Annotated in this window: 22 protein-coding genes; 12 read left to right on the top strand and 10 right to left on the bottom strand. The window is 60.6% G+C overall.

From position 1 onward, the window contains the following. Positions 1 to 249: 249 nt before the first annotated feature. The gene (locus tag AC2FD8_RS15725; RefSeq protein ID WP_496857631.1) at positions 250 to 1,911 is read right to left on the bottom strand and encodes an NAD+ synthase; all 1,662 of its coding nucleotides are present in this window, start codon (positions 1,909 to 1,911) and stop codon (positions 250 to 252) included. Between the two features lie 154 nt (positions 1,912 to 2,065). Between AC2FD8_RS15725 and AC2FD8_RS15720 the strand changes: the two genes are divergently transcribed. Continuing rightward, the gene (locus tag AC2FD8_RS15720; RefSeq protein WP_496857629.1) at positions 2,066 to 3,550 is read left to right on the top strand and encodes an MORN repeat-containing protein; all 1,485 of its coding nucleotides are present in this window, start codon (positions 2,066 to 2,068) and stop codon (positions 3,548 to 3,550) included. A 4-nt stretch (positions 3,551 to 3,554) separates the two neighbouring features. Here AC2FD8_RS15720 and AC2FD8_RS15715 read toward each other — a convergent pair whose 3' ends face one another. Beyond that, the gene (locus tag AC2FD8_RS15715; RefSeq protein WP_496857628.1) at positions 3,555 to 4,220 is read right to left on the bottom strand and encodes an SDR family NAD(P)-dependent oxidoreductase; all 666 of its coding nucleotides are present in this window, start codon (positions 4,218 to 4,220) and stop codon (positions 3,555 to 3,557) included. Between the two features lie 291 nt (positions 4,221 to 4,511). Between AC2FD8_RS15715 and AC2FD8_RS15710 the strand changes: the two genes are divergently transcribed. Next, a complete protein-coding gene (locus AC2FD8_RS15710; RefSeq protein WP_496857626.1) occupies positions 4,512 to 6,080 on the top strand; it encodes a 2-isopropylmalate synthase in 1,569 nt (522 codons plus the stop codon). A 165-nt stretch (positions 6,081 to 6,245) separates the two neighbouring features. On the opposite strand, the gene AC2FD8_RS15705 is transcribed toward AC2FD8_RS15710, so the two are convergent. Continuing rightward, positions 6,246 to 7,031, bottom strand: coding sequence for a 23S rRNA (adenine(2030)-N(6))-methyltransferase RlmJ (locus AC2FD8_RS15705; protein WP_496857624.1), 786 nt, complete (start codon positions 7,029 to 7,031; stop codon positions 6,246 to 6,248). 154 nt (positions 7,032 to 7,185) lie between these two features. Between AC2FD8_RS15705 and AC2FD8_RS15700 the strand changes: the two genes are divergently transcribed. Genes AC2FD8_RS15700 through AC2FD8_RS15675 form a run of 6 tightly spaced genes read left to right on the top strand, consistent with a single transcriptional unit; the run spans position 7,186 to position 13,753 of the window. Next, complete coding sequence (locus AC2FD8_RS15700) at positions 7,186 to 8,232, top strand: rod shape-determining protein (protein WP_039523195.1); 1,047 nt, start codon at positions 7,186 to 7,188, stop codon at positions 8,230 to 8,232. Between the two features lie 59 nt (positions 8,233 to 8,291). After that, entirely contained in the window at positions 8,292 to 9,194 is a 903-nt protein-coding gene (mreC, locus tag AC2FD8_RS15695; protein WP_496857622.1) for a rod shape-determining protein MreC, read from the top strand. Beyond that, positions 9,187 to 9,723 (top strand): rod shape-determining protein MreD, encoded by a 537-nt coding sequence (locus AC2FD8_RS15690; RefSeq protein ID WP_496857621.1) that lies wholly within the window; start codon positions 9,187 to 9,189, stop codon positions 9,721 to 9,723. The genes mreC and AC2FD8_RS15690 overlap by 8 nt, the downstream gene beginning before the upstream one ends. Further along, positions 9,720 to 11,669, top strand: coding sequence for a penicillin-binding protein 2 (gene mrdA / locus AC2FD8_RS15685; RefSeq protein WP_496857619.1), 1,950 nt, complete (start codon positions 9,720 to 9,722; stop codon positions 11,667 to 11,669). Before AC2FD8_RS15690 ends, mrdA begins: the two co-directional genes overlap by 4 nt. After that, positions 11,666 to 12,805: a rod shape-determining protein RodA gene (rodA, locus tag AC2FD8_RS15680; RefSeq protein WP_496857617.1), complete on the top strand. Its 1,140-nt coding sequence runs from the start codon at positions 11,666 to 11,668 to the stop codon at positions 12,803 to 12,805. The genes mrdA and rodA overlap by 4 nt, the downstream gene beginning before the upstream one ends. A gap of 15 nt (positions 12,806 to 12,820) precedes the next feature. Then, complete coding sequence (locus AC2FD8_RS15675) at positions 12,821 to 13,753, top strand: 2-hydroxyacid dehydrogenase (protein ID WP_496857615.1); 933 nt, start codon at positions 12,821 to 12,823, stop codon at positions 13,751 to 13,753. A 28-nt stretch (positions 13,754 to 13,781) separates the two neighbouring features. Here the strand turns inward: AC2FD8_RS15675 and AC2FD8_RS15670 are convergent, their stop codons facing one another. The 6 genes from AC2FD8_RS15670 to AC2FD8_RS15645 all read right to left on the bottom strand — a co-directional run bounded on the left by AC2FD8_RS15670 (position 13,782) and on the right by AC2FD8_RS15645 (position 20,340). Continuing rightward, positions 13,782 to 15,797: a M3 family metallopeptidase gene (locus AC2FD8_RS15670; protein ID WP_496857613.1), complete on the bottom strand. Its 2,016-nt coding sequence runs from the start codon at positions 15,795 to 15,797 to the stop codon at positions 13,782 to 13,784. 62 nt (positions 15,798 to 15,859) lie between these two features. Then, positions 15,860 to 16,909, bottom strand: a complete 1,050-nt coding sequence (locus tag AC2FD8_RS15665; RefSeq protein WP_496857611.1) for a HesA/MoeB/ThiF family protein — start codon at positions 16,907 to 16,909, stop codon at positions 15,860 to 15,862. Continuing rightward, a complete protein-coding gene (gene dut, locus AC2FD8_RS15660) occupies positions 16,909 to 17,364 on the bottom strand; it encodes a dUTP diphosphatase (protein WP_496857609.1) in 456 nt (151 codons plus the stop codon). The genes AC2FD8_RS15665 and dut overlap by 1 nt, the downstream gene beginning before the upstream one ends. A 16-nt stretch (positions 17,365 to 17,380) precedes the next feature. Beyond that, positions 17,381 to 18,577 (bottom strand): bifunctional phosphopantothenoylcysteine decarboxylase/phosphopantothenate--cysteine ligase CoaBC, encoded by a 1,197-nt coding sequence (gene coaBC / locus AC2FD8_RS15655; RefSeq protein WP_496857607.1) that lies wholly within the window; start codon positions 18,575 to 18,577, stop codon positions 17,381 to 17,383. A 63-nt stretch (positions 18,578 to 18,640) separates the two neighbouring features. Beyond that, entirely contained in the window at positions 18,641 to 19,465 is an 825-nt protein-coding gene (locus AC2FD8_RS15650; protein WP_496857605.1) for a ChaN family lipoprotein, read from the bottom strand. Then, positions 19,462 to 20,340: an RNA polymerase factor sigma-32 gene (locus AC2FD8_RS15645; protein ID WP_496857603.1), complete on the bottom strand. Its 879-nt coding sequence runs from the start codon at positions 20,338 to 20,340 to the stop codon at positions 19,462 to 19,464. The genes AC2FD8_RS15650 and AC2FD8_RS15645 overlap by 4 nt, the downstream gene beginning before the upstream one ends. Before the next feature lie 101 nt (positions 20,341 to 20,441). Between AC2FD8_RS15645 and cobU the strand changes: the two genes are divergently transcribed. Genes cobU through AC2FD8_RS15625 form a run of 4 tightly spaced genes read left to right on the top strand, consistent with a single transcriptional unit; the run spans position 20,442 to position 24,043 of the window. Further along, a complete protein-coding gene (gene cobU / locus AC2FD8_RS15640) occupies positions 20,442 to 20,963 on the top strand; it encodes a bifunctional adenosylcobinamide kinase/adenosylcobinamide-phosphate guanylyltransferase (RefSeq protein WP_496857601.1) in 522 nt (173 codons plus the stop codon). Then, positions 20,960 to 21,538: a histidine phosphatase family protein gene (locus tag AC2FD8_RS15635; protein WP_496857600.1), complete on the top strand. Its 579-nt coding sequence runs from the start codon at positions 20,960 to 20,962 to the stop codon at positions 21,536 to 21,538. The genes cobU and AC2FD8_RS15635 overlap by 4 nt, the downstream gene beginning before the upstream one ends. Positions 21,539 to 21,596: 58 nt before the next feature. Beyond that, positions 21,597 to 22,481, top strand: a complete 885-nt coding sequence (locus tag AC2FD8_RS15630) for a glutathione S-transferase (RefSeq protein WP_496857598.1) — start codon at positions 21,597 to 21,599, stop codon at positions 22,479 to 22,481. 47 nt (positions 22,482 to 22,528) lie between these two features. Further along, positions 22,529 to 24,043 carry a YifB family Mg chelatase-like AAA ATPase gene (locus AC2FD8_RS15625; protein ID WP_496857597.1) on the top strand — a complete coding sequence of 505 codons (1,515 nt, stop codon included), beginning with the start codon at positions 22,529 to 22,531 and terminating at the stop codon, positions 24,041 to 24,043. Positions 24,044 to 24,570: 527 nt separating this feature from the next. Here the strand turns inward: AC2FD8_RS15625 and gshB are convergent. Further along, entirely contained in the window at positions 24,571 to 25,503 is a 933-nt protein-coding gene (gshB, locus tag AC2FD8_RS15620; protein WP_496857595.1) for a glutathione synthase, read from the bottom strand. Between the last annotated feature and the right edge of the window lie 26 nt (positions 25,504 to 25,529).

Genomic DNA, 25,529 nt, shown 5'->3' with positions numbered 1-25,529 from the left:
CACTCAGACATCCCACCCGGATGTGGCGTCGTCAGGCTAGAAACACTTCGCCATGACCCTGCAACCTTCGCAGCAATACGTCACACCCGCCTCACATGAGGCAATATCCAAGCATAAATATGGCGAAAAAATGTCTTCGAAACAAGGGCGACCAGCAAAACACCCCAGAATCCAGCGGTACACACATCATTTCGGAAACAATGACGGATCGGTAGGTGATACTACACCCAAAACAAGAAACGGCTGCCCTTATTCACCCTGATCGCGCCAACGATTCACAATCGGATAGCGACGATCCAACCAGAAAGCCCGACTGCTCAGACGCGTACCGGGGGCGGATTGGAACCGCTTGTACTCGCTGATGTAGATCAGGTGTTCGACCCGTTTGGCATCGGCCTCGTCGAAACCGGCCGCAATGCAATCAGCAATCGAGCCATCCTGATCGACCAGGATTTCCAAGATGCCATCCAGAACCGGATAGTCCGGCAGGCTGTCGCTGTCTTTCTGATCTTCGCGCAGCTCGGCGCTTGGGGGTTTGTCGATGACTGAGGGGCGAATGACCTCACCCTCGGGGCCCATCATCCAATCGCGGTGATGCGCGTTGCGCCAGCGGCAGGTTTCAAACACACGGGTTTTGTAGAGGTCTTTGATCGGGTTATAGCCCCCGTTCATGTCGCCGTAGATGGTGGCATAACCCACGGCGACCTCGGATTTGTTGCCGGTGGTCAGCAGCATCTCACCAAACTTGTTCGAGATCGCCATCAGCAGCACACCGCGCAGGCGGGATTGGATGTTCTCTTCGGTCAGATCGGCGTCACGACCGGCGAACAAAGGGGCCAGAGTTTTGGTCACAGCGGCGCGGCTGTCCGAGATCGGCACATAGTCATAGTGAACGCCCAGAGCCTTGGCGACAGCCTCGGCATCGTCCAACGAGGCCTGGCTGGTGTATTCCGACGGCAGCATCACGCAGCGCACATTGTCATCGCCAATCGCGTCAACGGCAATGGCCGCAACAAGGGCTGAATCGACCCCGCCTGAAAGCCCAAGAACGGCCTTTTTGAACCCAGTCTTGCCCATATAGTCACGCAGGGATTGGACCATGGCGCGGTAGTCCTGCTCCCATACATCCGGCTGGGGGACGATCTCAGCCGGAACGATGCGCCAGCCGTCATCGCCGCGCTCTAGGTCCACATGGCGCATGGCTTCGTCGAATACGGGCATGCGGAATGCAAGCTCACCACCCGGATTCAGGCCGAAGGTGGCCCCGTCAAAGACCTGATCATCCTGCCCGCCGACCATGTTCAGATAGATCAGCGGCAGGCCGGTCTCGACCACGCGAGCCACCATGTGGTTCAGGCGCACATCATATTTGTTACGAAAATAAGGCGAGCCGTTGGGGATCAGCAGAAACTCGGCCCCGGTTTCCTCCAGCGTCTCAGCCACATCCGGGTGCCAGCCATCTTCACAGATCGGGCTGCCGATGCGGAAATTGCCCACCGAGTACGGCCCACCCAGCGGACCGGAATCATACAGGCGCACCTCATCAAAGACCGTTTCGTTCGGCAGATGGTGCTTCAGGGACTTGCTGGTGATTCGTCCGCCATTCAGGATCAGGTAGGCGTTATAGAGGCTTTGATCCTCGACCCACGGCCCACCAATTGCAATGGCGGGTCCTTCGGCGCAATCCACAGCCAGCGCCTCAATTGCGGCCATTGCAGCGCGGTGAAACACGGGCTTCATCACAAGGTCCTGCGTGTTGTAGCCGGTGATGAACATCTCGGGGAAGGCCACCATATCGGCCCCGGCCTCGCGGGCCTCGTGCCACGCTGCGCGCGCTTTGGCGGCGTTGCCGGGAATATCCCCCACGGTGGGGTTAAGCTGCGCCAGAGTGATGCGGAAACGGTCGGCCATGCTGCCCTCTTGCCTTCGTCAGTCCATTTGCATTTAGCAGATCACCGCGCGAGTAAAAGGGTCATGCGCCAAAAGCCGTTGCTCTGCCCGTGGCGGTCCCTTAGTTTTGCGCCGAAGACAGCAAGCAATGATGACCGGGCAGGCAGGAACAACAATGGATGTGATCCGCAATTCGATTGCTGCAGGGGCCATGACCCTGATCGCAGCGACAGCCTTTGCACAGGACGGAACCGTCATCGTCAAGGATGACGAGGTCGGAGGCGTCTATGAGGGCACCTTCCTGAACGGCCTGCGGCACGGGACCGGCTCGTATCGGCTGCCCAATGGGTTTGAATATTCCGGTGAATGGATCGAGGGCAAGATTCAGGGGCAAGGCACGGCGCGCTTTGCCAATGGTGCGATCTACGAGGGCACATTTGCCGATGGCCAACCGGATGGTCAGGGCAAGATCACCTATCCTGATGGCGGCACCTATGAAGGAACCTGGTCCAACGGGGCCATCAACGGAACCGGCGTGGCCCAATATGCCAATGGCCTGCGCTATGAAGGCGCGTTCAAGGACGCGCGCCATCACGGCAAGGGCACCCTGTCCGACCCCAACGGGTACGCCTACGAGGGCGACTGGGTCGATGGTGAAAAACAGGGCACGGGCAAGATCACCTTGGCCGATGGATCGGTCTACGAAGGCGAGATTGAACAGGGACAGCGCCAGGGTCAGGGTCGTCTGGTTCAATCCGATGGCGTGGAATATGACGGCGAGTGGCAGAACAACCTGATGACAGGCACCGGGCGGCTGACGCTGGCAAACGGGGATGTCTATCAGGGCGCATTGCTGGAAGGGCGCCGTCAGGGCAAAGGCAAGGAAACCTATGCCAACGGCAATGTCTATGAGGGCGACTACGAAGACGATCAGCGCCACGGCAAAGGCACCTTCACCGGGACGGATGGCTACAGCTATACCGGCGACTGGTCCCGCGGTCAGATCGAAGGCTTTGGCGAGATCACCTATCCCGACGGCTCAACCTATATCGGCGAACTCAGCGCGGACCTGCCTCATGGCAAGGGCCAGAACACCTATCCCGACGGCACGGTCTATGATGGTGAGTGGGTTGCGGGCGTGTTCGAAGGCCGGGGCAAGGCTACTTATCCGAACGGTGTCGTCTATACCGGCGAATTCCGCAATGCAGTCAGCCATGGCACCGGCGTTGTCACCTTTGCCAACGGCTACCGCTATGACGGCGAATGGGTCGACGGCGCGCGGCAGGGCAAAGGCAAGGCAAGCTACGCAGACGGTACCGCCTATGACGGAGATTTCCTGAACGGCAAGCGCCACGGCAAAGGCACGATCACAACGCCCAACGCCTTCACCTACACGGGCAATTGGGTTGACGGAAAAATCAGTGGTGTCGGCGTTGCGACCTACAGCACGGGCGATGTTTACGAGGGCGGTTTCCTCGACAACAAGCGCCACGGCGAAGGCACTATGCGTTATGCCAATGGGAAAGAGGAATCGGGCGTTTGGGACAATGACGCTCTACCCGCGCAAAGCGCCGCAGAAGAGGCCCCCGCGCAAGAGGAACAACCCGATCCGGTCGAAAACGCTGAAGAACCAGCGCAGGCTGAACCGTCCGACGGTTGACCCGCTACCACGGAACGGATTTTCCGGCCCAGTCGAAGAACCCACCCGTGTCATCGGTTGTCAGGCCGTTGACCACGTCTAGCAAATTCCGAGCGGCCTCTTCAGGCTCCACAGCCGGATGCCGCCCTAGGTATTTCTGCGTGAAACCCGTTTTGACGGTGCCGGGATGCAAAGACACGCAGATCGCCTGTTTATGCGTGCGCGTCAGCTCAATGGCCGAGGTGTGGACGATCTGATTCACAGCGGCTTTGGCGGCACGGTAGCTGATCCAACCCCCGATCCGGTTGTCTCCGATCGACCCCACACGCGCCGACAGGACACCAAAAACAGATCGCCTGTCGCGCGGCAGCAATCTGTGCGCATGGCTAAGGACCAAAGCCGGGCCAACCGCATTCAACGCAAACTGATCCATCATGGCCTGTGCCGATACAGCGCGGATCGTCTTTTCCGGCTCCGCCCCGTTGATCTCCAACGCGCCTGAGGTGACCAAAACCAGATCGAACGGATCAGGCAGGTCATCCAACATCTGCAAAGCCTCGTCCGGTTGGGTCAGATCAAACCCGTCAACCGACCGGGACAGGCTTGTGACCTGCACGCCTAGTCCCTCAAGACGCGCGCAAAGCGTCGCACCAATTCCGCCAGAGGCGCCTATAACCAAAGCTGTTTTCATGTCTCTCGACCTAGCGGCGGTATCGGCTGGATCAATGTTGGGTCCCCAAGAATTCGCACAGAAAGGACCACGCCCTCATTTTGGTTCTTTTCATTCCGCGCAAGCTGGGTATAACCTCATCCTCATGATCAACCGCGCAGATATCCTTGTTGCCGACACCGCCCTTCGCGGTGCGTCGCTGCGTGGCCTACTGATCCTAATCCGCCTCTGAGCGTGCCAACCGGCGCGCCCGCTCAGAGGAGGACGCCAGCGCGCCAAGAGGCTTTAGGACAGAAGAAGAAAGAGAACCCCATGACCAACGTGACCGACCAAGACCGCGTCTTGATCTTCGATACCACTTTGCGCGACGGCGAGCAGAGCCCCGGCGCAACCATGACCCATGACGAAAAGCTCGAGATTGCCGAGCTGTTGGACGAAATGGGCGTCGACATTATCGAAGCCGGTTTCCCCATCGCATCCGAGGGCGATTTCAAAGCCGTTTCCGAAATCGCGCAACGATCGAAAAACAGCCGTATCTGCGGGCTGGCCCGTGCGAACTTCGCCGATATCGACCGCTGCTGGGAGGCGGTGAAACACGCCGAGAAGAATCGCATTCATACGTTTATCGGCACATCCCCCCTGCACCGCGCCATTCCGAACCTGACGATGGACGAGATGGCCGAAAAGATCCACGAAACCGTGAGCCACGCGCGCAACTTGTGTGAAAACGTGCAGTGGTCACCGATGGATGCGACGCGGACCGAGTGGGACTACCTCTGCCGTGTGATCGAGATTGCGATCAAAGCAGGCGCAACCACGATCAACATCCCTGACACGGTGGGCTACACCGCCCCGGTGGAGTCTGCCGACCTGATCAAACGCCTGATCGAGACTGTGCCCGGCGCGGATGAGGTGATCTTTGCCACGCACTGCCACAACGACCTTGGCCTGGCGACCGCGAACTCTCTGGCCGCTGTTGCAGGCGGTGCGCGTCAGATCGAGTGTACCATCAACGGTCTGGGCGAACGGGCGGGCAATACGGCTTTGGAAGAGGTCGTGATGGCGCTGCGCACCCGCAACGACATCATGCCTTGGCACACGGGCATCGACACCACCAAGATCATGCATATCTCACGTCGCGTGGCGACGGTGTCGGGCTTCAACGTGCAGTTCAACAAGGCCATCGTCGGCAAGAACGCCTTCGCGCATGAAAGCGGCATCCATCAGGATGGCATGCTGAAAAACCGCGAAAACTTCGAGATTATGCGCCCCGAGGATATCGGCCTCTCAGGGACTTCTCTGCCCTTAGGCAAACACTCGGGCCGCGCCGCGCTGCGTGACAAGCTTGAGACGTTGGGGTTTGATGTGGGCGACAACCAACTCAAAGACATCTTCGTTCGGTTCAAGGATCTGGCCGACCGTAAAAAAGAGGTGTTCGACGACGACCTGATCGCCTTGATGACCATGGATGAGCATGACGACTATCTGCAGCTTGTCTCGATGAAAGTGACCTGCGGCACCGGTGGTCAGGCCGAAGCAACCGTTGAGCTTGAGATGGACGGCAAGGACATCATCGCCACCGAGCACGGCGACGGGCCTGTGGATGCAACGTTCAAAGCGATCCGCGCGATCTATCCCAACAACGCCCGGTTGCAACTGTATCAGGTTCACGCAGTGACCGAAGGCACCGACGCGCAAGCCACGGTCTCGGTCCGGCTGAGCGAGGACGGCATGATCGCCACCGGTCAGTCAGCCAACACTGATACGGTTGTTGCGTCAGCCAAAGCCTATATCCACGCGCTGAACCGCCTGATCGTCCGGCGCGAGAAAACAGGCCCCGGCGTAGACACGCGTGAGATCAGCTACAAAGACCTGACCTAGAAACGGCAAAGGGCTCCCGCACCCGCGGCGGCCCGGCTTCGCCGACCCACCTTGGGTTTTGGGCCCGGCAGCGCGCCTATGGCGCGCTGCCGGGCCCAACGCGTTTGACGGCATCTTTGATGCAGGCAAACGGGGCGGGAGCTTTACGTGTTTCCCACCAAGGCCTCAGAGCTGTTTGAACAAGCCGGACAGTCTGTGCGTTTCCTGATCCAAACCAAAGGGCGCGTTGATCACGAACATTCCAGACCCGACCATCCCATGCCCCTCGCGCGCTGCGGGGAACAACACCTCATGTTTCAGCACCTTCGGGAAACCCTGAGCATTCAGCGCATCCACCATCGGCTTGTGCCGCCTGTCCTTCAGGATCGGATACCACAAAGCGATCACGCCCACGTTCCACTTGCGATGCAGCTTGGCGATTATCCCCGGCAGGCGGTCATATTCCGCCTTCACCTCGTAGCTGGGGTCAATCAGCAGCATGCCTCGTCTGGGCGTCGGTGGGAGCAGTGACTGCGCCAGCTCATACCCGTCCTGCTTGTAGACGCGCGTATTGCCCCCCGGCACCGCCAGCGACAATGCCGCGTATTCCTGCGGATGCAATTCGGCGAGGTGAAGACTGTCCTGCGACCTTAACAAGCTAGCCGCAATCAAGGGCGATCCGGGATAGCTGGCCTCTCCAAAACGCGCCCGGGTCATCTCGATGGCCTGCGCCAGCGGATGATCATCGCCAAACCACGCACCACGCTGCACCCGCTCAATCCCGGCAGCTGCTTCTCCGGTCTTAAGCGCCTCATCTGAATCCAGCCGGTAGAGCCCGCGCCCCGCATGGGTTTCGACATAGGTCAGCGGTTTGTCCTTTTGGGTCAGATAGGACAGGGTCCATGCCAATAAAGCGTGCTTTTGCACATCAGCCAGATTCCCGGCGTGGTAAATATGTTGATATGAGAGCATGTTGCCTTCTACAGTCCCTGCAATTGAGGCGAAAAGGTGCTGATTGCCGCGGAATCAGCCCTTTTACCGGGCGAGTTGGCACCCTATAAGTCATCCGTCCCGGAACCGTCGAGTCGCGGGCAGTAGAAAACCGACATACAGGATCAGGGGAAACATGGGGATCTTTGGCAATCTGGGCGGCCTGTTCACAGCGGACATGGCTATCGACCTTGGAACGGCAAACACGCTGGTCTACGTCAAGGGGCGCGGTGTGATCCTGTCTGAACCCTCGGTTGTAGCCTATCACGTCAAGGACGGCGTAAAAAAGGTTCTGGCTGTGGGCGAAGACGCCAAGCTAATGCTGGGCCGGACGCCTGGATCCATCGAGGCCATTCGCCCGATGCGCGAAGGCGTGATTGCCGACTTCGACACCGCCGAGGAAATGATCAAGCACTTCATTCGCAAGGTGCACAAGCGTTCGACCTTCTCGAAGCCAAAGATCATCGTCTGCGTCCCGCATGGCGCGACCCCGGTTGAAAAACGCGCGATCCGTCAATCGGTTCTGTCCGCAGGCGCGCGCCGTGCTGGCCTGATTGCCGAACCGATTGCAGCAGCGATTGGGGCAGGCATGCCGATCACCGATCCGACCGGCAACATGGTCGTCGACATCGGCGGCGGTACAACCGAGGTTGCGGTTCTGTCGCTGGGCGATATCGTGTACGCCCGCTCGGTCCGCGTGGGTGGGGACCGTATGGACGAGGCGATCATCTCATACCTGCGTCGTCAGCAGAACCTGCTGGTCGGCGAATCCACCGCTGAGCGCATCAAGACCACCATCGGAACCGCCCGCATGCCCGACGATGGCCGTGGCCAGTCGATGCATATCCGCGGACGCGACCTCTTGAACGGCGTGCCGAAAGAAATCGAGATCAGCCAGGCTCAGGTGGCCGAGGCACTGTCAGAACCCGTCCAGCAAATCTGCGAGGCGGTGATGACCGCGCTGGAGACCACGCCGCCCGATCTGGCCGCAGATATCGTGGATCGCGGCGTGATGCTGACCGGTGGCGGCGCGCTACTGGGTGATCTGGATCTTGCCTTGCGCGAACAGACCGGACTGGCCGTGTCGATTGCCGATGAAAGCCTGAATTGTGTGGCTTTGGGCACCGGCAAAGCGCTAGAATACGAAAAACAGCTGCGCCACGCGATTGACTACGAAAGCTAAGGCGCGCACCCTTTAGAAAATAGGGTAAACTCGGCCCGAGCAGCACGGGAAGGTAACCTGTGGCAAAAGACCGATCACAGCGCGATGACTATACGGCCCCACTGCGGCGTCTGCTTCTGGGGATCGTTGTGCTGTGCCTGCTGGGCATCTTCATTGTCTGGCGGATCGACAGCCCCCGGGTCGAACGGTTCCGCGCGCAGGTTGTGGATGCTGTTGTGCCCTCGATGGACTGGGCCATGGTTCCGGTCACCGCAACGGTCAACCTGTTTCGTGATTTCCAAAGCTATCAACGCCTGAGCGAACAGAACCGCGAGCTGCGCTCGGAACTGCGGCTGATGCGCGCCTGGAAAGAGGCGGCGCTGCAGTTGGAACAGGAAAACGCGCGGCTGCTGGATTTGAATAATGTGCGGCTTGATCCGCGCCTGACCTACGTCACCGGTGTTGTGATGGCTGATAGCGGCTCACCCTTCCGGCAGTCAGTACTTTTGAATGTGGGGGAGCGGGACGGGATCGTCGATGGCTGGGCCACGATGGACGGGATCGGGCTGGTTGGCCGCATCTCGGGTGTTGGGCCGGACACGGCGCGCGTCATTCTGCTGACCGATGCCTCTAGCGTCATTCCCGCAACTATCCAGCCTTCGGGTCAGACTGCGCTGATCACCGGCGACAACACCCCTGCCCCAGTGGTCGAGTTTCTGGAAAACCGTGAGCTTGTGCGCCCCGGCGACCGGGTCGTAACCTCGGGCGATGGCGGCGTGTTTCCTGCCGGTCTGCTGATCGGCCAGATCGCCGCCGACCCCGGAGGCCGCCTGCGCGTGCGTCTCTCTGCCGATTTTGAACGGTTGGAGTTCCTGCGCGTTCTACGCTACAACTCAGCCCCCACAATCCGCGATCCGGGTCAGATTGTTGGCCCCTCACGTCCCGCTGCTTCGTTGTCACCTGAGGAAGCCGACGATGGATAAACCGGCCTCTCACAAATGGGCAATGCGCGGTCTCTATGGGGGGCTGGCAGTGTTTGTGCTGTTTCTGCATCTGCTGCCGCTGGATACACAGCCGGATCGCTGGCCTTTTCCGGATTTTCTGATCGTCCTTACTTTTGCTTGGGGACTCCGGCGGCCGGACTATGTGCCGACCGTTTTGGTGGCTCTGGTCATGTTGCTGGCCGATTTTCTGCTGCAACGCCCGCCGGGCCTGTTGGCCGCATTGGTTGTGCTGGGTGCGGCGTACTTGCGGTCTGCAGCACCCGGGATGCGAGATGCGGGTTTTTTAGCAGAATGGATGTCGGTCACAGCCGTCGTTGCTTGCGTCTTTCTGGGCAACCGGGTCATCCTTGCAATCCTGTCTGTTGATCAGGCGGCTTTGTTACCGGTTTTGATCCAGCTTGTGCTGACAATTCTGGCCTATCCGGTCATTGTTCTGCTCTCTCAGAGTGTATTCGGCGTGCGCCGCGTCTCGGCCGCGGATGCCAGCGCTGCGGGGGCGCGTGCATGAAACAACGCAAGATCAAAAGCGAAGGTGTCGCCTATAAACGTCTGCCCCGGCGGGCCTTGCTACTGGGCGGTTTGCAGGCGGTTTTTATTGGCGGGCTGGCCGCGCGTATGCGGTATATGCAGGTCGACCAAGCGGATGAATATCGCCTTCTGGCCGAAGAAAACCGCATCAATATCCGCCTGATCCCGCCGACACGGGGGCGCATCTATGATCGCAACGGACAGGTCATCGGGCAGAACTCACCCTCCTACCGCATCGTAATTGTGCGCGAGGATGCCGGTGATATCGACAAGGTGATCGCCAAACTCTCGGACCTGATCCCGCTGAACGAGGATGAGATTGAACGCGCGCGCACGGAAATGCGCCGCTCGGCCCCGTTCCTGCCGGTCACACTGGTCGATCAGGTTACGTGGGAAGATATCTCGAAAGTCGCGGTCAATGCGCCCGCCCTGCCCGGTGTCACGCCTGAGGTCGGCCAGACCCGGCAATACCCGCGCTATGAGGATTTCGCCCATATCGTCGGCTATGTCGGCCCGGTCAGCGACTATGACCTCAGCCAGATCGAAGACCCCGAACCGGTGCTGCGCATCCCCCGCTTCCAGATCGGAAAGGTTGGCCTTGAGGCCAAGCAAGAGATCGACCTGCGCGGCAAAGCAGGCTCAAAGCGGGTCGAGGTCAACGCCACCGGCCGCGTCATGCGCGAGTTGGACCGGCAGGAAGGCCAGACGGGTGCTGATCTGCAACTCTCGGTCGACGCGGACCTGCAGCAATACGCGCAGGCACGGCTTGCCGGAGAAAGCGCCGCCGCCGTTGTCATAGATTGCGAAACCGGCGATCTGAGGGCGATGGCCTCGGCCCCCAGTTTCGATCCCAACCTGTTCGTGCGCGGTATCTCGGTTGCGGACTACCAGATCCTGACGCAGGACAAATACCGCCCGCTGGCCAACAAGACGGTTCAAGGCACATACCCGCCCGGATCGACCTTCAAAATGGTCACCGCGCTGGCCGCGCTTGAGGCTGGCGTCGTTGGCCCCGGTAACACCGTATATTGCCCCGGCCACCTCAAGGTCGGCAGCCGCCGCTTCCACTGCTGGAAGCGCGGGGGTCACGGTACGGTCGACCTCAATACTTCGCTAAAGCGCAGTTGCGACGTTTACTACTACGACGTGGCGCTGAAGGTTGGCATCGACAAAATATCGGAAATGTCGCGCACCCTTGGGCTTGGCATCAAGCACGACATCCCCATGTCCGCCGTTCGAGCAGGTTTGGCGCCTAACCAAGAGTGGAAGCTGAAGACCCATGGTGAGGAATGGCTGAGCGGCGATACGGCCAACGCCTCAATCGGGCAGGGATTCATGCTGGCTTCGCCCATGCAGCTAGCCGTGATGACCGCCCGGATCGCCACCGGTCGAGCAGTGAAGCCGCGACTGGTCCGCTCGATTGATGGCGTCGAACAGCCAACGGGCGCGGGCGAACCGCTTGAGATCAATCCGGTCAATCTGAAACATATCCGCGAGGCGATGTGGTCGGTCTCAAACGACCGGCGCGGCACGGCCTATCGCAGCCGGATCATCGCCGATGACCTCCGCATGGCGGGCAAAACCGGCACCAGTCAGGTGCGCAATATCACCAAAGCGGAACGCGCCGCAGGTGTGATCCGCAACGAGGACCTGCCATGGGAACGGCGCGACCATGCGCTGTTCGTCAGCTTCGCCCCCTATGACAATCCCAAATACGCCATTGCGGTTGTGGTTGAACACGGCGGAGGCGGCTCCAAGGCGGCGGCCCCGGTCGCGCGCGACATCATGCTTCAGGCGCTTTATAACGGCACCCCGCCGCTTGAGGCCTACCCGGCCGGAGATCGAGAGCGCATCAAGGAACAGCAAAAACGGCTCGAGGGTGACCGCCGCCCCAAAGCGCGCCCCAGCGAGAAGGACCGCGCATGAGCTATCTTGAATATGCGGTCAAGACCACGCCATCGGGGTTCCGCAAGTTCCTGTATATGAATTGGCCGCTGACACTGTTGCTGATCAGCACGGCCAGTGCCGGCTTCCTGATGTTGTACTCGGTGGCGGGTGGGTCTTGGATGCCATGGGCCGAGCCTCAGATCGAACGTTTCGGGCTGGGCCTGACGGTGATGTTCATCATCGCGCTGGTGCCGATCTGGTTCTGGCGCAATATGTCGGTGCTGGCCTATCTGGGATCAATCGCGCTGTTGGTGTTTGTGGAACTGTTCGGCACCATCGGCATGGGCGCACAGCGCTGGATCGACCTTGGCTTCATGCGCCTGCAACCGTCCGAGGTGATGAAAGTCGCGCTGGTGATGCTGCTGGCGGCCTATTACGACTGGTTGCCCTCGCAAAAAACCTCGCGCCCGCTTTGGGTTCTGATCCCGGTTGTGCTGATCCTGATCCCTACCTTCATGGTGCTGCGACAGCCGGACCTCGGGACCTCGATCCTGCTGTTGGCCGCTGGCGGAGGGCTCATGTTTCTGGCGGGTGTCCATTGGGCCTATTTCGCCGCCGTGATCGCGGCAGTGGTCGGCCTGATTGCCGCCGTTTTCAACAGCCGAGGGACCGAATGGCAGTTGCTGAAAGACTACCAGTTCCGCCGGATCGACACGTTTCTTGACCCGTCTACTGACCCGCTGGGCGCGGGCTATCACATCACCCAGTCCAAGATCGCCCTTGGGTCAGGTGGATGGAATGGGCGCGGCTTCATGCAGGGCACGCAATCACGGCTGAACTTCCTGCCCGAAAAACACACCGATTTCATCTTCACCACATTGGCCGAAGAGTTCGGCTTTGTCGGTGGCATCACCCTTTTGCTGCTTTACGCGCTGATCCTGATCTTCTGCATGGTTACCGCTCTGTCGACCAAAGACAGGTTTTCGTCGCTGGTCACCATGGGGATCGCGCTGAACTTCTTCCTTTTCTTTGCGGTCAACATGTCGATGGTGATGGGGTTGGCCCCGGTTGTCGGGGTACCTCTGCCCATGGTCAGCTATGGCGGGTCGGCCATGCTGGTTCTGATGGCCGCCTTCGGCGTTGTGCAAAGCGCCCATATCCACCGCCCCCGCTGATCGGAAGGCCCCTTCATGCCTATCAATATCCTGTTCTCCGCGCGTCCTGAGATTTGGCCGGTGTACCAGCCGCTTCTGACTGAGGGGCTGCAAAAGGCAGGCGTCGCCTTCAATCTGGCAACCGAATTCCCCGAGGATGAGGTGGACTACATCGTCTACGCCCCAAGCGGCGGGCTGCTGGATTTCACGCCCTACACCCGGCTGAAAGCGGTTCTCAGCCTCTGGGCCGGGGTCGAGAAGATCGCGGGGAACAAGACGCTGACAGTCCCATTGGCGCGGATGGTAGATCACGGTCTAACCCAAGGTATGACCGAATGGGTCGTGGGACATGTGCTGCGCTATCATTTGGGGATGGACCAGCACATCAAGGTGCAAGCCGGTGTGTGGACGCCCGACGCACCGCCATTGGCGAACGAACGCAAGGTCTGCATTCTGGGCCTTGGCGCATTGGGGCAGGAGGCAGCCCAAGCACTGGCTGCATTGAATTTCAACGTCACCGGTTGGAGCCGCACTCCCAAAGCCGTCCCCGGAGTAACCTGCCTGAGCGGCGAAGACGGGTTACGAGAGGCTCTGTCAAAGGCCGAGATCGCCGTTCTGCTGCTGCCCGATACACCGGCGACCGAGAACACTCTGAACGCCGAAACCCTTGCGCTGATGCCCAAAGGCGCGCGGATCATCAATCCGGGGCGTGGGCCTCTGATCGACGATGACGCGCTATTGCAGGCGCTGAACACGGGCCAGATCGGACATGCCACGCTGGATGTGTTCCGGGTTGAACCTCTGCCCGCTGATCATCCCTACTGGGCGCATCCGAACGTGACAGTGACGCCGCATATCGCCTCGGAAACACGGCCGGTCACAGCGGCGCAGGTGATTGTCGAGAATATCCGGCGCGGCGAAGCTGGCGAGCCGTTTGTGCATCTGGTGGATCGCCAGCTAGGGTATTGATCCCCCCCAAGGGCTGAGGGAGAACGGATTAAGCTGCGATCAGGCCGCGCCCTTTCAGCAAAGCTTCGACGCCCGGCATCCGACCTCGGAAAGCCAGATACAGCTCCTCAGCATCGCGCGAGCCGCCAGTGGACAGGATGTTGTCTTCCAGAGCTTTGGCACGTTCGGGATCAAAAGCCCCTCCGGCCTCTTCAAAGGCCTCGAATGCGTCGGCATCCATCACTTCGGACCACATGTAGCTGTAATAGCCCGAGCTATAGCCATCGCCCGCGAAGACATGTGCGAAATGCGGGGTCGCGTGGCGCATGCCGATGGCCGAGGGCATACCGATACCGTCCAGAACCTCGGCCTGTTTCGCCATCGGGTCCGCCGGGGCCGCGCCTTCATGGAACGCCAGATCAACCAAAGCCGAGGCGACATATTCCACCGTCTGGAACCCTTGATCGAAATTCGCGGCTTTCAGAACTTTCTCAAGCATTTCCTGCGGCATTGCCTCGCCGGTGTCCGCGTGGGTGGCGAACTCGGCAAGCACCTCGGGGACCTCCAGCCAATGTTCGTAAAGCTGGCTTGGCAATTCGACAAAATCGCGCGCCACGGACGTGCCCGAGATGCTTTCATAGGTCACATTCGACAGCATCTGATGCAGGGCATGCCCGAACTCATGGAACAGCGTGCGTGCGTCGTCATAGGACAACAACGCCGGATCGCCTTTGGCGAAGTTGCACACGTTGATCACGACCGGAGCCTGTTCTTTGGGGAACTTCGCCTGCCCACGCATCGCACTGCACCATGCGCCTGATCTCTTAGACCCGCGTGCGAAATAGTCACCGATGAAGACCGCGATATGCTTGCCGTCGCGCGTCACCTCCCACGCCCGGCAATCAGGGTGGTAGAGCGGAACGTCCAGCGGTTTGAACTCCAACCCGAACAGACGGTTGGCGCAGGCGAACGAGGCCTCGATCATCCGATCCAGTTGCAGGTAGGGTTTCAGCGCGGCCTCATCTAGATCATGCTCGGCCTTGCGGCGTTTCTCAGCGTAGTAGCGCCAATCCCACGCCGCCAGAGGGCCGTTGACGCCATCCTCCTGCATCATCGCGGTCAGCACGTCGGCATCTGCGTCGGCGCGCGCCTTCGCAGGCTCCCACACTTGCATCAGCAGGTCGCGAACACGGTCGGGCGAGCGGGCCATTTCCGTCTCAAGCTTGTAGTCGGCAAAGCTGTCATAGCCTAACAGCTTGGCGCGTTCTTCGCGCAGGCTTAGGATCTCAGCGGCGATGTCGCGGTTGTCGGTCTCACCGCCATTCGCCCCGCGCGCGGTCCAGGCGCGATAAGCTTTTTCCCGTAGGTCGCGACGAGTGGAGAACTGAAGGAACGGCACAATGATCGACCGCGACAGGGTGACAACGGGACCAGCGGCGCCTTTTTCCTGACCCGCCGCGCGCGCGGCATCGACAACGAAATCCGGCAGGCCCTGCAGATCATCCTCGGACAGGTCCATGAACCAGTCGCGCTCATCCGCCAGCAGGTTTTGGGTGAAGGATGTTCCAAGTGACGCCAGCCGCGCCTTGATCTCTTGCATCCGGGCGTCCTGCTCGCCCTCCAACGCCGCGCCGGCGCGGATAAAACCGCGATGAGACAGCATCAACACGCGGGCCTGTTCGTCGCTCAGGCCCAGATCATCGCGCCGCGCCCACAGGTCGGCCACACGTTTGAACAGCGCCTTGTTCGAAGATATGCCCGAAAAATGCGCGGCCAGCTTTGGCGAGAATTCCCGCTGCAGCTCTTCTCGTTTCGGATTGCTGTCCGCGCCCGCGACGGTGAAGAAAACCGACAGAACTTTATCCAGCTGATCACCCGCCGCCTCAAGCGCTTCGATCGTGTTGGCAAAACTCGGGGCCTCAGCGTTTGCGGCGATCGCGTCAATCTGCGCGTTATGAGCCTGCAGCGCCTCCTCCAGAGCGGGGGCAAAATCATCATCCGAAATCTTGGCAAAAGGGGCGAGTTCGAACGGAGTGGTCCAGTCGGACAGGATCGGGTTGGTCATTCAGATCTCCTTTGACCACAACCTAGGAAGGGTCGGTCAGATGATCCAGAGCTACACTGCGTTTATTGATCACCCGCGCCGCAAATCGGGCAGTCCGAGCGCTTGGACAGGGTGATCTTGCGGCTTTCCCCATAGAGCGCGTCATAGATCAGCATTTCGCCGCGCAGCGCCTGACCGGCCCCGGTAATCACCTTGATCGCCTCAACCGCCATCATGGACCCAACCACGCCTGGCAAGGGGCCGATCACGCCCGCCTCGGAACAGGACGGGGCCAGACCGGCTGCGGGGGCTTCGGGGAAAATACACTGGTAGCAGGGGGCATCATTGGCCGGGTCGAAGATGCTCAGCTGTCCTTCCCATTGAGACAACGCGCCCGAGATCAGCGGTTTGCCCAACGCAACGGCCGTGCGATTGGCCAGATAGCGGGTTTCGAAATTGTCGGTGCCATCCAGAATCACGTCGAAGTCCCCCAACAGGTCCGTTGCGATTTCCTCGCTCAGCCGCCGATTGTAGGGCAGGACGGTGACGTTGGGGTTCTGAGCCTCCATCGCCTTTTGGGCCGAGAACACTTTGGGCACGCCGATATCGGCATCGCGGTGGATGACCTGACGCTGGAGGTTGGCGTTTTCGACCACGTCGTCGTCGATCACCCCGATCGTGCCAACACCCGCTGCGGCCAGATACTGCAAGGCCGGTGCGCCAAGCCCGCCTGCCCCGATCACCAGGACGCGGGCCTTTTTCAACCGTTTCTGCCCCGGCCCGCCGAGTTCACGCAGAACAATGTGGCGGGCATAGCGGTCCAGCTCGGTTTCCGTGAACCGGTCCGAGGGTTTGGCATCGGACTGATCCGTCTTGGGTTGCGCACGATTTCGCAGCGCTTTCAACCCCTTGCCATAAGCCATGACCAGCGCGGCCGCCCCGGCCAGCATCAGCCACAGCGCCGCCGACCCTCCGGTTGCTTCGCGCAAGGGATGACCGTTTGGCAAAACCAAATGCGACAGGATCACCCCGGCCATTAGCACACTGACCGAGGTCACACGCGCCGCCCGTGACACGCCCGCGATATAGCCGACGCCCCACAGACCCGCCGCAAGGACCAGAACCAGCAGCATCAGCCGCGCCCGGTTGAGCCGAAACCGCCCGACCCACGCGCGGTCTCGCCAAGGGTTTCGGTCAGGTCGAACGTGGCCTGCACGACAGGCGCGACGATCAGCTGCGCGATGCGTTCTCCGTGGGTGACCTCGAACCGGTCCTGCCCTGCGTTCATGACGATCACACCCAGCGGGCCGCGATAGTCGCTGTCGATGGTCCCCGGCGTATTGGGCAGGGTAATGCCATGCTTCAATGCCAGCCCGGAGCGCGGGCGGACCTGCACCTCATACCCTGCCGGGATTTCGATCCGCAGGCCGGTGGGGACAAGGGCGCGTTGCCCCGGCTCCAGAAAGATCGACGCGCCTTCGGGCAGGTTGGCGCGCACATCGGCCCCGGCCGCGCCTGTGGTCTCATAGGACGGCAGTGGAACAGAGGCGTCTGCCCCCTCTTCCCGGATCACGCGGATAGCTACCATTTGTATTCCTTTTGTATCATCCGGCCAAAGCGTCGGCGATCTTTTGTGCCAGACGCGCGGCGACCATGTCTTTGCCCATGCGCGGCCAGCTCTCGGCCCCCTGATCCGAGATCAGGACGACTGCATTTTCCGAACCACCCATGATGCCGGTTGCCGGGCTGACGTCATTTGCCACGATCCAGTCGCATCCCTTGCGGGCACGCTTTGCCGTCGCGTTGTCGATCACATCGTCGGTTTCCGCTGCAAAACCCACGACCAGATCAGGGCGACCCGCACCCATCTGCGAAACGCGTTTCAGGATGTCAGGATTCTCAGCAAACTCCAGCGAGGGCAGACCATCGCGGCTTTTCTTCAGTTTTCGATCCGAGGCGCTGGCCACTTTCCAGTCGGCGACTGCGGCGGCAAACACACCTGCATTCACGGGCAGCGCCGCATCCACTGCGTCCGACATCTGCTGTGCGGTCTCAACCTGCACGACCTGCACGCCTTGGGGCGGCGGAACGTCGGCAGGGCCCGTGACAAAAACCACCTCGGCCCCAAGCGCCGCCAAGGCGCGGGCAACGGCAGTCCCCTGCGCCCCGGATGAGCGGTTGGCGATGTAGCGCACCGGATCAATGGGTTCATGCGTCGGACCGGAGGTCACAAGGATGCGTTTACCCTTTAGCGGCCCGTCGGCCAGATACGCCTCAACGGCGGCAACGATCTCCAATGGTTCAGACATCCGGCCCGGACCGTATTCACCACAGGCCATGTCACCTTCGTTGGGTCCTACAAACCGGATGCCGTCCTGCTGCAACTGTTTCAGATTGCGCTGGGTCGCCGGGTGGTCCCACATACGCACATTCATGGCAGGCGCACACAGAACGGGGGTGTCCGTGGCCATCAGCAGGGTCGAGGCCAGATCGTTGGCCAGACCCGCAGCCATTTTGCCCATCATATCCGCAGTAGCAGGCGCGACCACGATCAGATCAGCGGAACGCGACAGTTGGATATGCCCCATCTCGGCCTCATCGGTCAGGTCGAAGAGATCGCGATAGGCTTTCCGACCCGCGAGTGCAGAGACCGACAGCGGCGTCACGAACTCTTCGGCGGCGCGGGTCAGCACCGGAGTAACTTGCGCGCCGCGCTCTTGCAGCCGTCGGATCAGGTCCAGCGACTTATAGGCCGCAATGCCGCCGCCGATGATCAGCAGAATGCGTTTTGATGCCAGCATGTTCAGCCCTTCCCGTCCCGGTCGGTCCTGACATTAGGCAAGGCCACCGGGTAGTTCCAGCGGTTAATTCTGCATCTCAAACGCTTTGCATGGATCTTCACGCTCGATTTCCGGGCTGTCGATCACCGCATCAAAGGTCCCGTCGATTACGCCGCCTTCGGACTGACCCAGCACAAAGACCTTCAGCCCCGGCTTCAGCCGCGACAGAAAGGTCGGGATGCCCCGGTCGGTTCTCGCGTGGCCATTGCCGGTGATCACGGCAATCGGACCATCGGTTTCCTCGTCCGCGCGCAGGATCGCGCGGGTCAGCACCGCGTCACGCAGGCGTTGGATCGAGACCATCTGCGGCAACATCTCGGCGGGCAGGGCATCGCAATGGGCGGCCAGTTGATCCGCCTCACGCGCGGCCTGATCCTCGGACGACAAAGGAACAGTCAGGCCATAGCGTGCCGCATCTGCACCAAGGGCGGTTGCCGCGCCTTTCTCCATCGCGGCGCGCGCGGCAGTGCGTGGAACCATGGCGCCATAGATCGGCGCGTCCGAGGCCTGAAAGACCGGGTAATACATGCTCAGAGGGGGCCAGCCAGACTCTGCCCAGCGCAGGATCCGAGACAATTCCTCGGGGTTGGACGCGGCGGTCTGTGCCAGACGCTGCGCGCCTTCTTCGGTCACCATTTCCCACACCACAGCCGACGGAGCGATCGCGTCCAGCGCCTCGGTCTGCACAAGGTGGTGACGCGGGTTGTCGTGGATTTCACCAAGGATCACCACATCGGCGTCCCGCATCGCGGTCAGGACATCCTCGGGGATCAACTCACCGGCTTGGACCGGGCGCACGACGCTGGTTACAACCGCCAGCCCACACAGCAGAATCGCAAATCTTGTCATGCGATGAAGTGTTGCACCTCACGCGATTGGGCTTCAAGGTTCTTGCGCATCTTGGTGAAGGCCGCGGCCTCAAGCTGGCGTACACGTTCCTTCGACAAACCCAGCTCATTGCCCAGGCTTTCAAGGGTCCGGGCCGGTTCGCGCAGCTTGCGTTCCCGTACGATAAATCTTTCGCGGTCATTGAGGGAATGCATCGCCAACAGCAACCATTCGCGCAATTGTTCGGTATCATGGCGATGTTCGACCGCTTCGGCGGCCTGTTCGCGGTCGTCTTCCAGCGCATCGATCCACTCGCGCCCATCTTCATCAGCCGATTGCACCGCGTTAAGCGAAAAATCGGAACCGGAAAGACGCCCCTCCATCATCTCAACATCCCGCAAAGGCACGCCGATTTCACTGGCGATCTTCTGGTGCAGCTGGTGCCGATCCAATTCAAGTCCTTCAGTTGCAGCTTCACGTTCCAAACGGGCCTGAACGCGGCGCATGTTGAAAAACAGCGACTTCTGGGATGAGGTCGAGCCGGTCCGCACCATCGACCAGTTGCGCATCACATAGTCCTGAATGCTGGCCTTGATCCACCACACCGCATAGGTCGAGAACCGCACGCCGCGATCCGGGTCGAACTTGTCGGCGGCTTTCATCAATCCAAGACCGGCCTCTTGGATCAGATCATTCATCGGCGCGCCGTAACGCTTGAACTTGGCCGCCATCGAAATAGCGAGACGCATATAGGCGGTGATGAGCCGGTGCAGCGCCTGTTCGTCACGGTTGTCGCGCCAGGCATAGGCAAGCTGCAATTCGGTTTCCGCGTCCAGCAGTTCGGCCTTCATCGCTTTGCGGGACATCGAGAAATCGGATGCGTTGTCCAGTGCCATGAAACTCTCCCTTTTTTTGCAGGCATCAGCCGGGCTTGCCTTGCCGACTTAGGGTCGATACGCAGATCATCACCAAGTGGATCACCAGAAAGGTAAGAATTGTGACCGCCAATTTCACCTTTGTGCTGGGTGGGGCCGCATCGGGAAAGTCGGCCTATGCCGAACAACTGGTTGTATCCTCGGGAAAAAGCAGGATCTACCTTGCGACATCACAAGTGTTTGATGGCGAGATGCGGCAAAAGGTCGATCGCCACATCGCACAGCGCGGGTCCGGCTGGGAAACGGTCGAAGCTCCGCTGGACCTTGCCCCGGTGCTGGCAGAGCTGAGCACCGACCAAGCCTGCCTGATTGACTGCGCCACGATGTGGCTGACCAATCACTTGCTGGCCGAGAACGATCTGGGTCAGGCCCAAACCCAACTGCTGAACGCCCTGCACAGTTGCCCTGCGCAGCTTGTGATCGTCTCGAATGAGGTCGGGCACGGCATCGTGCCCGAAAACGCCCTCGCCCGCCGGTTCCGCGAGGCGCAGGGCCGGTTGAACATTGCGCTGGCGGCGCAGGCTGATCTGGTGGTGCAGGTCACGGCGGGGCTGCCGATGGTCTTGAAAGGACACCTGCAATGACCCGCCTGCATCTGGTCCGTCACGGCCCTACCCATGCTAAAACGATGGTCGGCTGGTCTGATCTGCCCGCCGATCTAAGCGATCAGGCCGCGCTGCAACGGTTGCACGATCACATACCTGCGGATGCGGTCGTCGTCTCATCCGACCTGTCGCGCGCAGCGGATACGGCAACAGCAATCCAAGGCCAACGCCTGCGCCTGCCTCACCACCCCGACCTGCGCGAAATCAACTTCGGCACGTGGGAGCTGCGCGGTTTCGCCGAGATTGAGGCTGAAGACCCCGAGCTTGCCTTTGCCTATTGGGACAATCCCGGCGAAGTGCGCCCTCCGAACGGCGAAAGCTGGAACGACGTCCGCGCACGGGTCGACAAAACCGTCGATGCGCTGATGGCAGCACATGGAGGCGCGGATCTGGTCATCGTTGCCCATTTCGGAGTGATCCTGACGCAAGTACAGCGCGCTTTGGATATTGAGGCGCAACAGGCGTTTTCACACCGGATCGACAACCTGTCGGTGACAGAAATCATGTATCACGCGGGCGAATGGTCCGTCGGGGCCATCAATCATCTTCCGTGACCCCTCAGGTCACAAATCACTGATTTACGAGCGCTTCCGGCTCCGCCATCCTTTGATCATGACCTATGATCTCTTTATCGGTGACCGCCTGTTTTCCAGCTGGTCCATGCGCGGCTGGTTGATGCTCGAGAAGTTCGACCTGCCCTATCGCAGCCACTTGGTTGGCCTCTATTCCGGCACCATGGCCGTGGATATGGAACCCCTTGCCCCGGCCCGTCTGGTGCCCGCTCTACGTCTGCCCGATGGCACTGTCGTGGGCGAAAGCCTCGCGATGGCCGAGACATTGGCCGAACACCATCCCGAAGCTGGCCTTTGGCCTGCAGACTCCGCCGCGCGCGCAACTGCCCGTTGGCTATGCGCCGAAATGGTCGCAGGATTTAACGCGCTGCGCGGGGAATGCCCGATGCAGCTGGCGCATGTTTGGAAGGGTTTTCAACCATCAGCAGGCACTTTGAAAGACCTCGCCCGGATTGAGACGCTTTGGGCGCATGCTCGGGCGATCTCGGGCGCGTCAGAAGGGCCATTGTTCGGTGCCTACTCGCTGGCTGATGTCTTCTACACCCCTGTCGCAGCGCGGATCATTGGGTATGATCTGCCAGTCTCAGCCGACAATCGCAGCTATTGCCTAAGCATAATGTCAGATTTATCGGTCCGACAATGGCGCGCGATGGGGCTGACCGTTCAATATGATCCGTACCCCTACCCGGAATACTCCCCTTCGGCCCACTGGCCTGTTGGAGAACCGTCCGAGGCACGACCCGCCGACGAAGGCCCCTCGATCAACGCGCACTGCCCGTATTCCGGCGACCCGGTCACCGATTTCCTCGACCTTGAGGGCCATCGCTGGGGGTTCTGCAACACGTTCTGCCGCGACAAAACCATCGCTGACCCGGATGCGTGGCCAAAATTCACCGCAATGCGTGCAGCCGTTAACCATTCTTAAACCGCCGCCATGGCAGCAACGTCCTGTTAACCAAGAACAGGATTGCCATGGTTGCCCGCGCTCATACAGTTGCGTTTCAAGGGGTCGATGCCCGCCCGGTCGAGGTGCAATGCGCCGTCTCACCGGGCCTGCCCGCCTTTTCCATCGTCGGTCTGCCGGACAAGGCCGTGTCCGAGGCGCGAGACAGGGTGCGCAGCGCGCTTGGCTCCATGGCCATCGCATTGCCGTCAAAGAGGATCACCATCAACCTATCCCCCGCCGACCTGCCAAAAGAGGGCAGCCATTTCGACCTTCCCATCGCCGTTGCCCTCCTGTCCGCGCTTGAGATCATCCCGGCAGACGCGGCCGAAGGCACTGTCGCGTTGGGCGAGTTGTCCCTGGACGGGTCGCTGGTTCCGGTCGTGGGTGCTTTGCCCGCTGCGATGACGGCGGCGGCCGAAGATCGCGCCCTGCTCTGCCCTCGCGCCTCAAGCGCCGAGGCTGCATGGGTGGACGCCACTCAGGTCATCGGAGCCGGTACACTGGGCGACGTGGTGCGCCATTTTTCGGGTCAGGCCCCACTGGCCGCAGCCACACCGGGCGAAGTCAGCCTGTCCTCCAGCACCCGCGATTTGCGCGACGTCAAAGGGCAGGAACGCGCCAAACGCGCGCTTGAGATCGCTGCGGCAGGGCGGCACCACCTGATCATGATCGGCACGCCGGGATCCGGCAAATCCATGCTCGCCGCGCGCCTGCCCGGCATCCTGCCGCCTTTGACCCCGGTTGAGGCGCTGGAAACATCGATGATCCAGTCCCTCTGTGGCTTGTTGGACGAAGGCGGCATCAACCGGACGCGGCCCTTTCGCGAACCGCACCACACCGCCTCGATGGCGGCGATTGTCGGTGGCGGGCGCGGCGCAAAACCCGGAGAGATCTCTCTGGCCCATAACGGTGTCCTGTTCATGGATGAGTTTCCCGAATTTCCCCGCACGGTGCTGGAAACCCTGCGCCAACCGATCGAGACCGGAGAAGTCATGGTCGCCCGCGCCAACGCCCATGTAAAATACCCCTGCCGTTTCATGTTGATTGCCGCAGCCAACCCCTGCAAATGCGGGTACCTGACTGACCCATCCCGCGCCTGTTCCCGCGCACCGGGATGTGGTGAGGACTACCTGAACCGCATATCTGGCCCCTTGATGGACAGGTTCGATATGCGCATCGAGGTGCCTCCGGTCGCCTTCACAGATTTGGATTTACCACCCTCTGGCGACAGTTCGGCCACCGTGGCCGCGCGCGTCGAGCAGGCGCGCGCGGTTCAGGCCGCCCGGTTTGAAGGTCACGAGGGCGTCCGCCAAAACGCTGATATCGAAGGCAAACTGCTGGACGAGGTCGCCGCCCCGGATGCCGAGGGCAAAGAGTTGCTGCTGAAGGCCGCCGACCGGTTTGGCCTGTCGGCGCGCGCGTTCCACCGCATCCTACGGGTCGCGCGCACCATAGCCGACCTGGATGGCGCCTCCGACATCCACCGCCCTCACGTGGCCGAAGCGCTGAGTTTTCGGATCAGCGCACGGGTCATGGCATAAGCGCATACTCTTGGCATTTGTTGGGCTGATAGAGATGCAGATATAAAGCCCGAACAGCCTTTTTTAGACCGTATTGTCAGACCCTCCGATTCGCCTGCTCATTTGACAATGGAACCAAAACGTTACCGCCCCGATCGACACAAGCGAGCAGAGTTTTCCCGATGCCATTTCGGCCACAGCACGAATGGCATGAAGGCCTAGCCGATGGCGACCGAGGCAGCGAGAAAAGCAGTTGGCCTTCGGTTCGGCAGTCAAAGACCCATGAAAACAAACTATGCGAGGTAGACCACTGGCCAACGTCAGCGACAAGCCCGGCAGCCTACCTATTGCGCCATGTTCTAAAGCGTTTTGCGTATTGCTTGAGGCGAGACCATCGAAATGCGCGTTCGACCGCAGGGAGAGGCCGCGTATTTCGATTCAAATCAAACGCAAAGCGATCTAGTGGGCAATCCAGCCAACAGTGCGGCCGTCCATTCCAAAGAACCGGCCGCACCGAACAACCTAGCGCTGCCCCACGACTGTTGCGCTTAAACCTTGGCCTCGATCGCCTGCCAGATTTTTTCGGCAATGTTCTCACCGTTGAAACGCTCAAGCTCTTGGATGCCGGTGGGGGAGGTGACGTTGATCTCGGTCAGGTAGTCTCCGATCACGTCGATTCCGACGAAAATCTGACCTTTTTCTTTTAGCAAAGGGCCAATGGCCGCGCAGATTTCGAGATCACGCTCGCTCAAACCGATCTTCTCGGGTCGCCCGCCGACATGCATGTTCGATCGTGTCTCACCTTCGGCCGGGACGCGGTTGATGGCGCCCACCGGCTCTCCATCCACGAGTATCACACGCTTGTCGCCGTTCTTCACATCCGGCAGGAATTTCTGAATAATCAATGGCTCGCGCGAGAATCCGGTGAACAGCTCGTGCAGCGATGTCAGGTTGCGGTCGTTCGCGTCCAGCCGGAACACCCCCGCCCCGCCATTGCCGTAGAGTGGTTTCAGGATAATGTCCTGATGCTTGTCCTTGAAGGCCTTGATGGTCTGCAAATCCCGCGCAATCGTGGTCGGAGGGGTCAATTCCGGAAAATCCAGAACCAACAGTTTTTCGGGGTAGTTGCGTACCCAGAACGGGTCGTTGACCACCAATGCCTGACCCTTCAACCGATCCAGCAGGTGCGTTGAGGTGATATAATGCATATCGAACGGCGGGTCCTGACGCAGCCACACCACGTCAAATTCCGCCAGATCGACCTCACGTTCGGGGCCGAGAATCGCAGGATCTCCAGCGACGCGCTGAACCTGCATGTCTTGTCCCCGCGCAGTGATCCGCCCCTCCTGATAGGCCAGTTGGTCCGGCCCGTAGAAGAACAGCTCATGCCCGCGGGCCTGCGCCTCTTCCGCAAGGCGGAACGAGCTGTCGGCATTGATATCCACGGCCCCGATCGGGTCCATTTGAAAGGCGATTTTCATGGCATGTCCCTCAACTTCATGCCAGA

The organism is Ruegeria sp. YTSC192, assembly GCF_059609705.1.
Note: the sequence above shows the minus strand (reverse complement) of the source record. Positions and strands in the feature narration are given on the sequence as shown.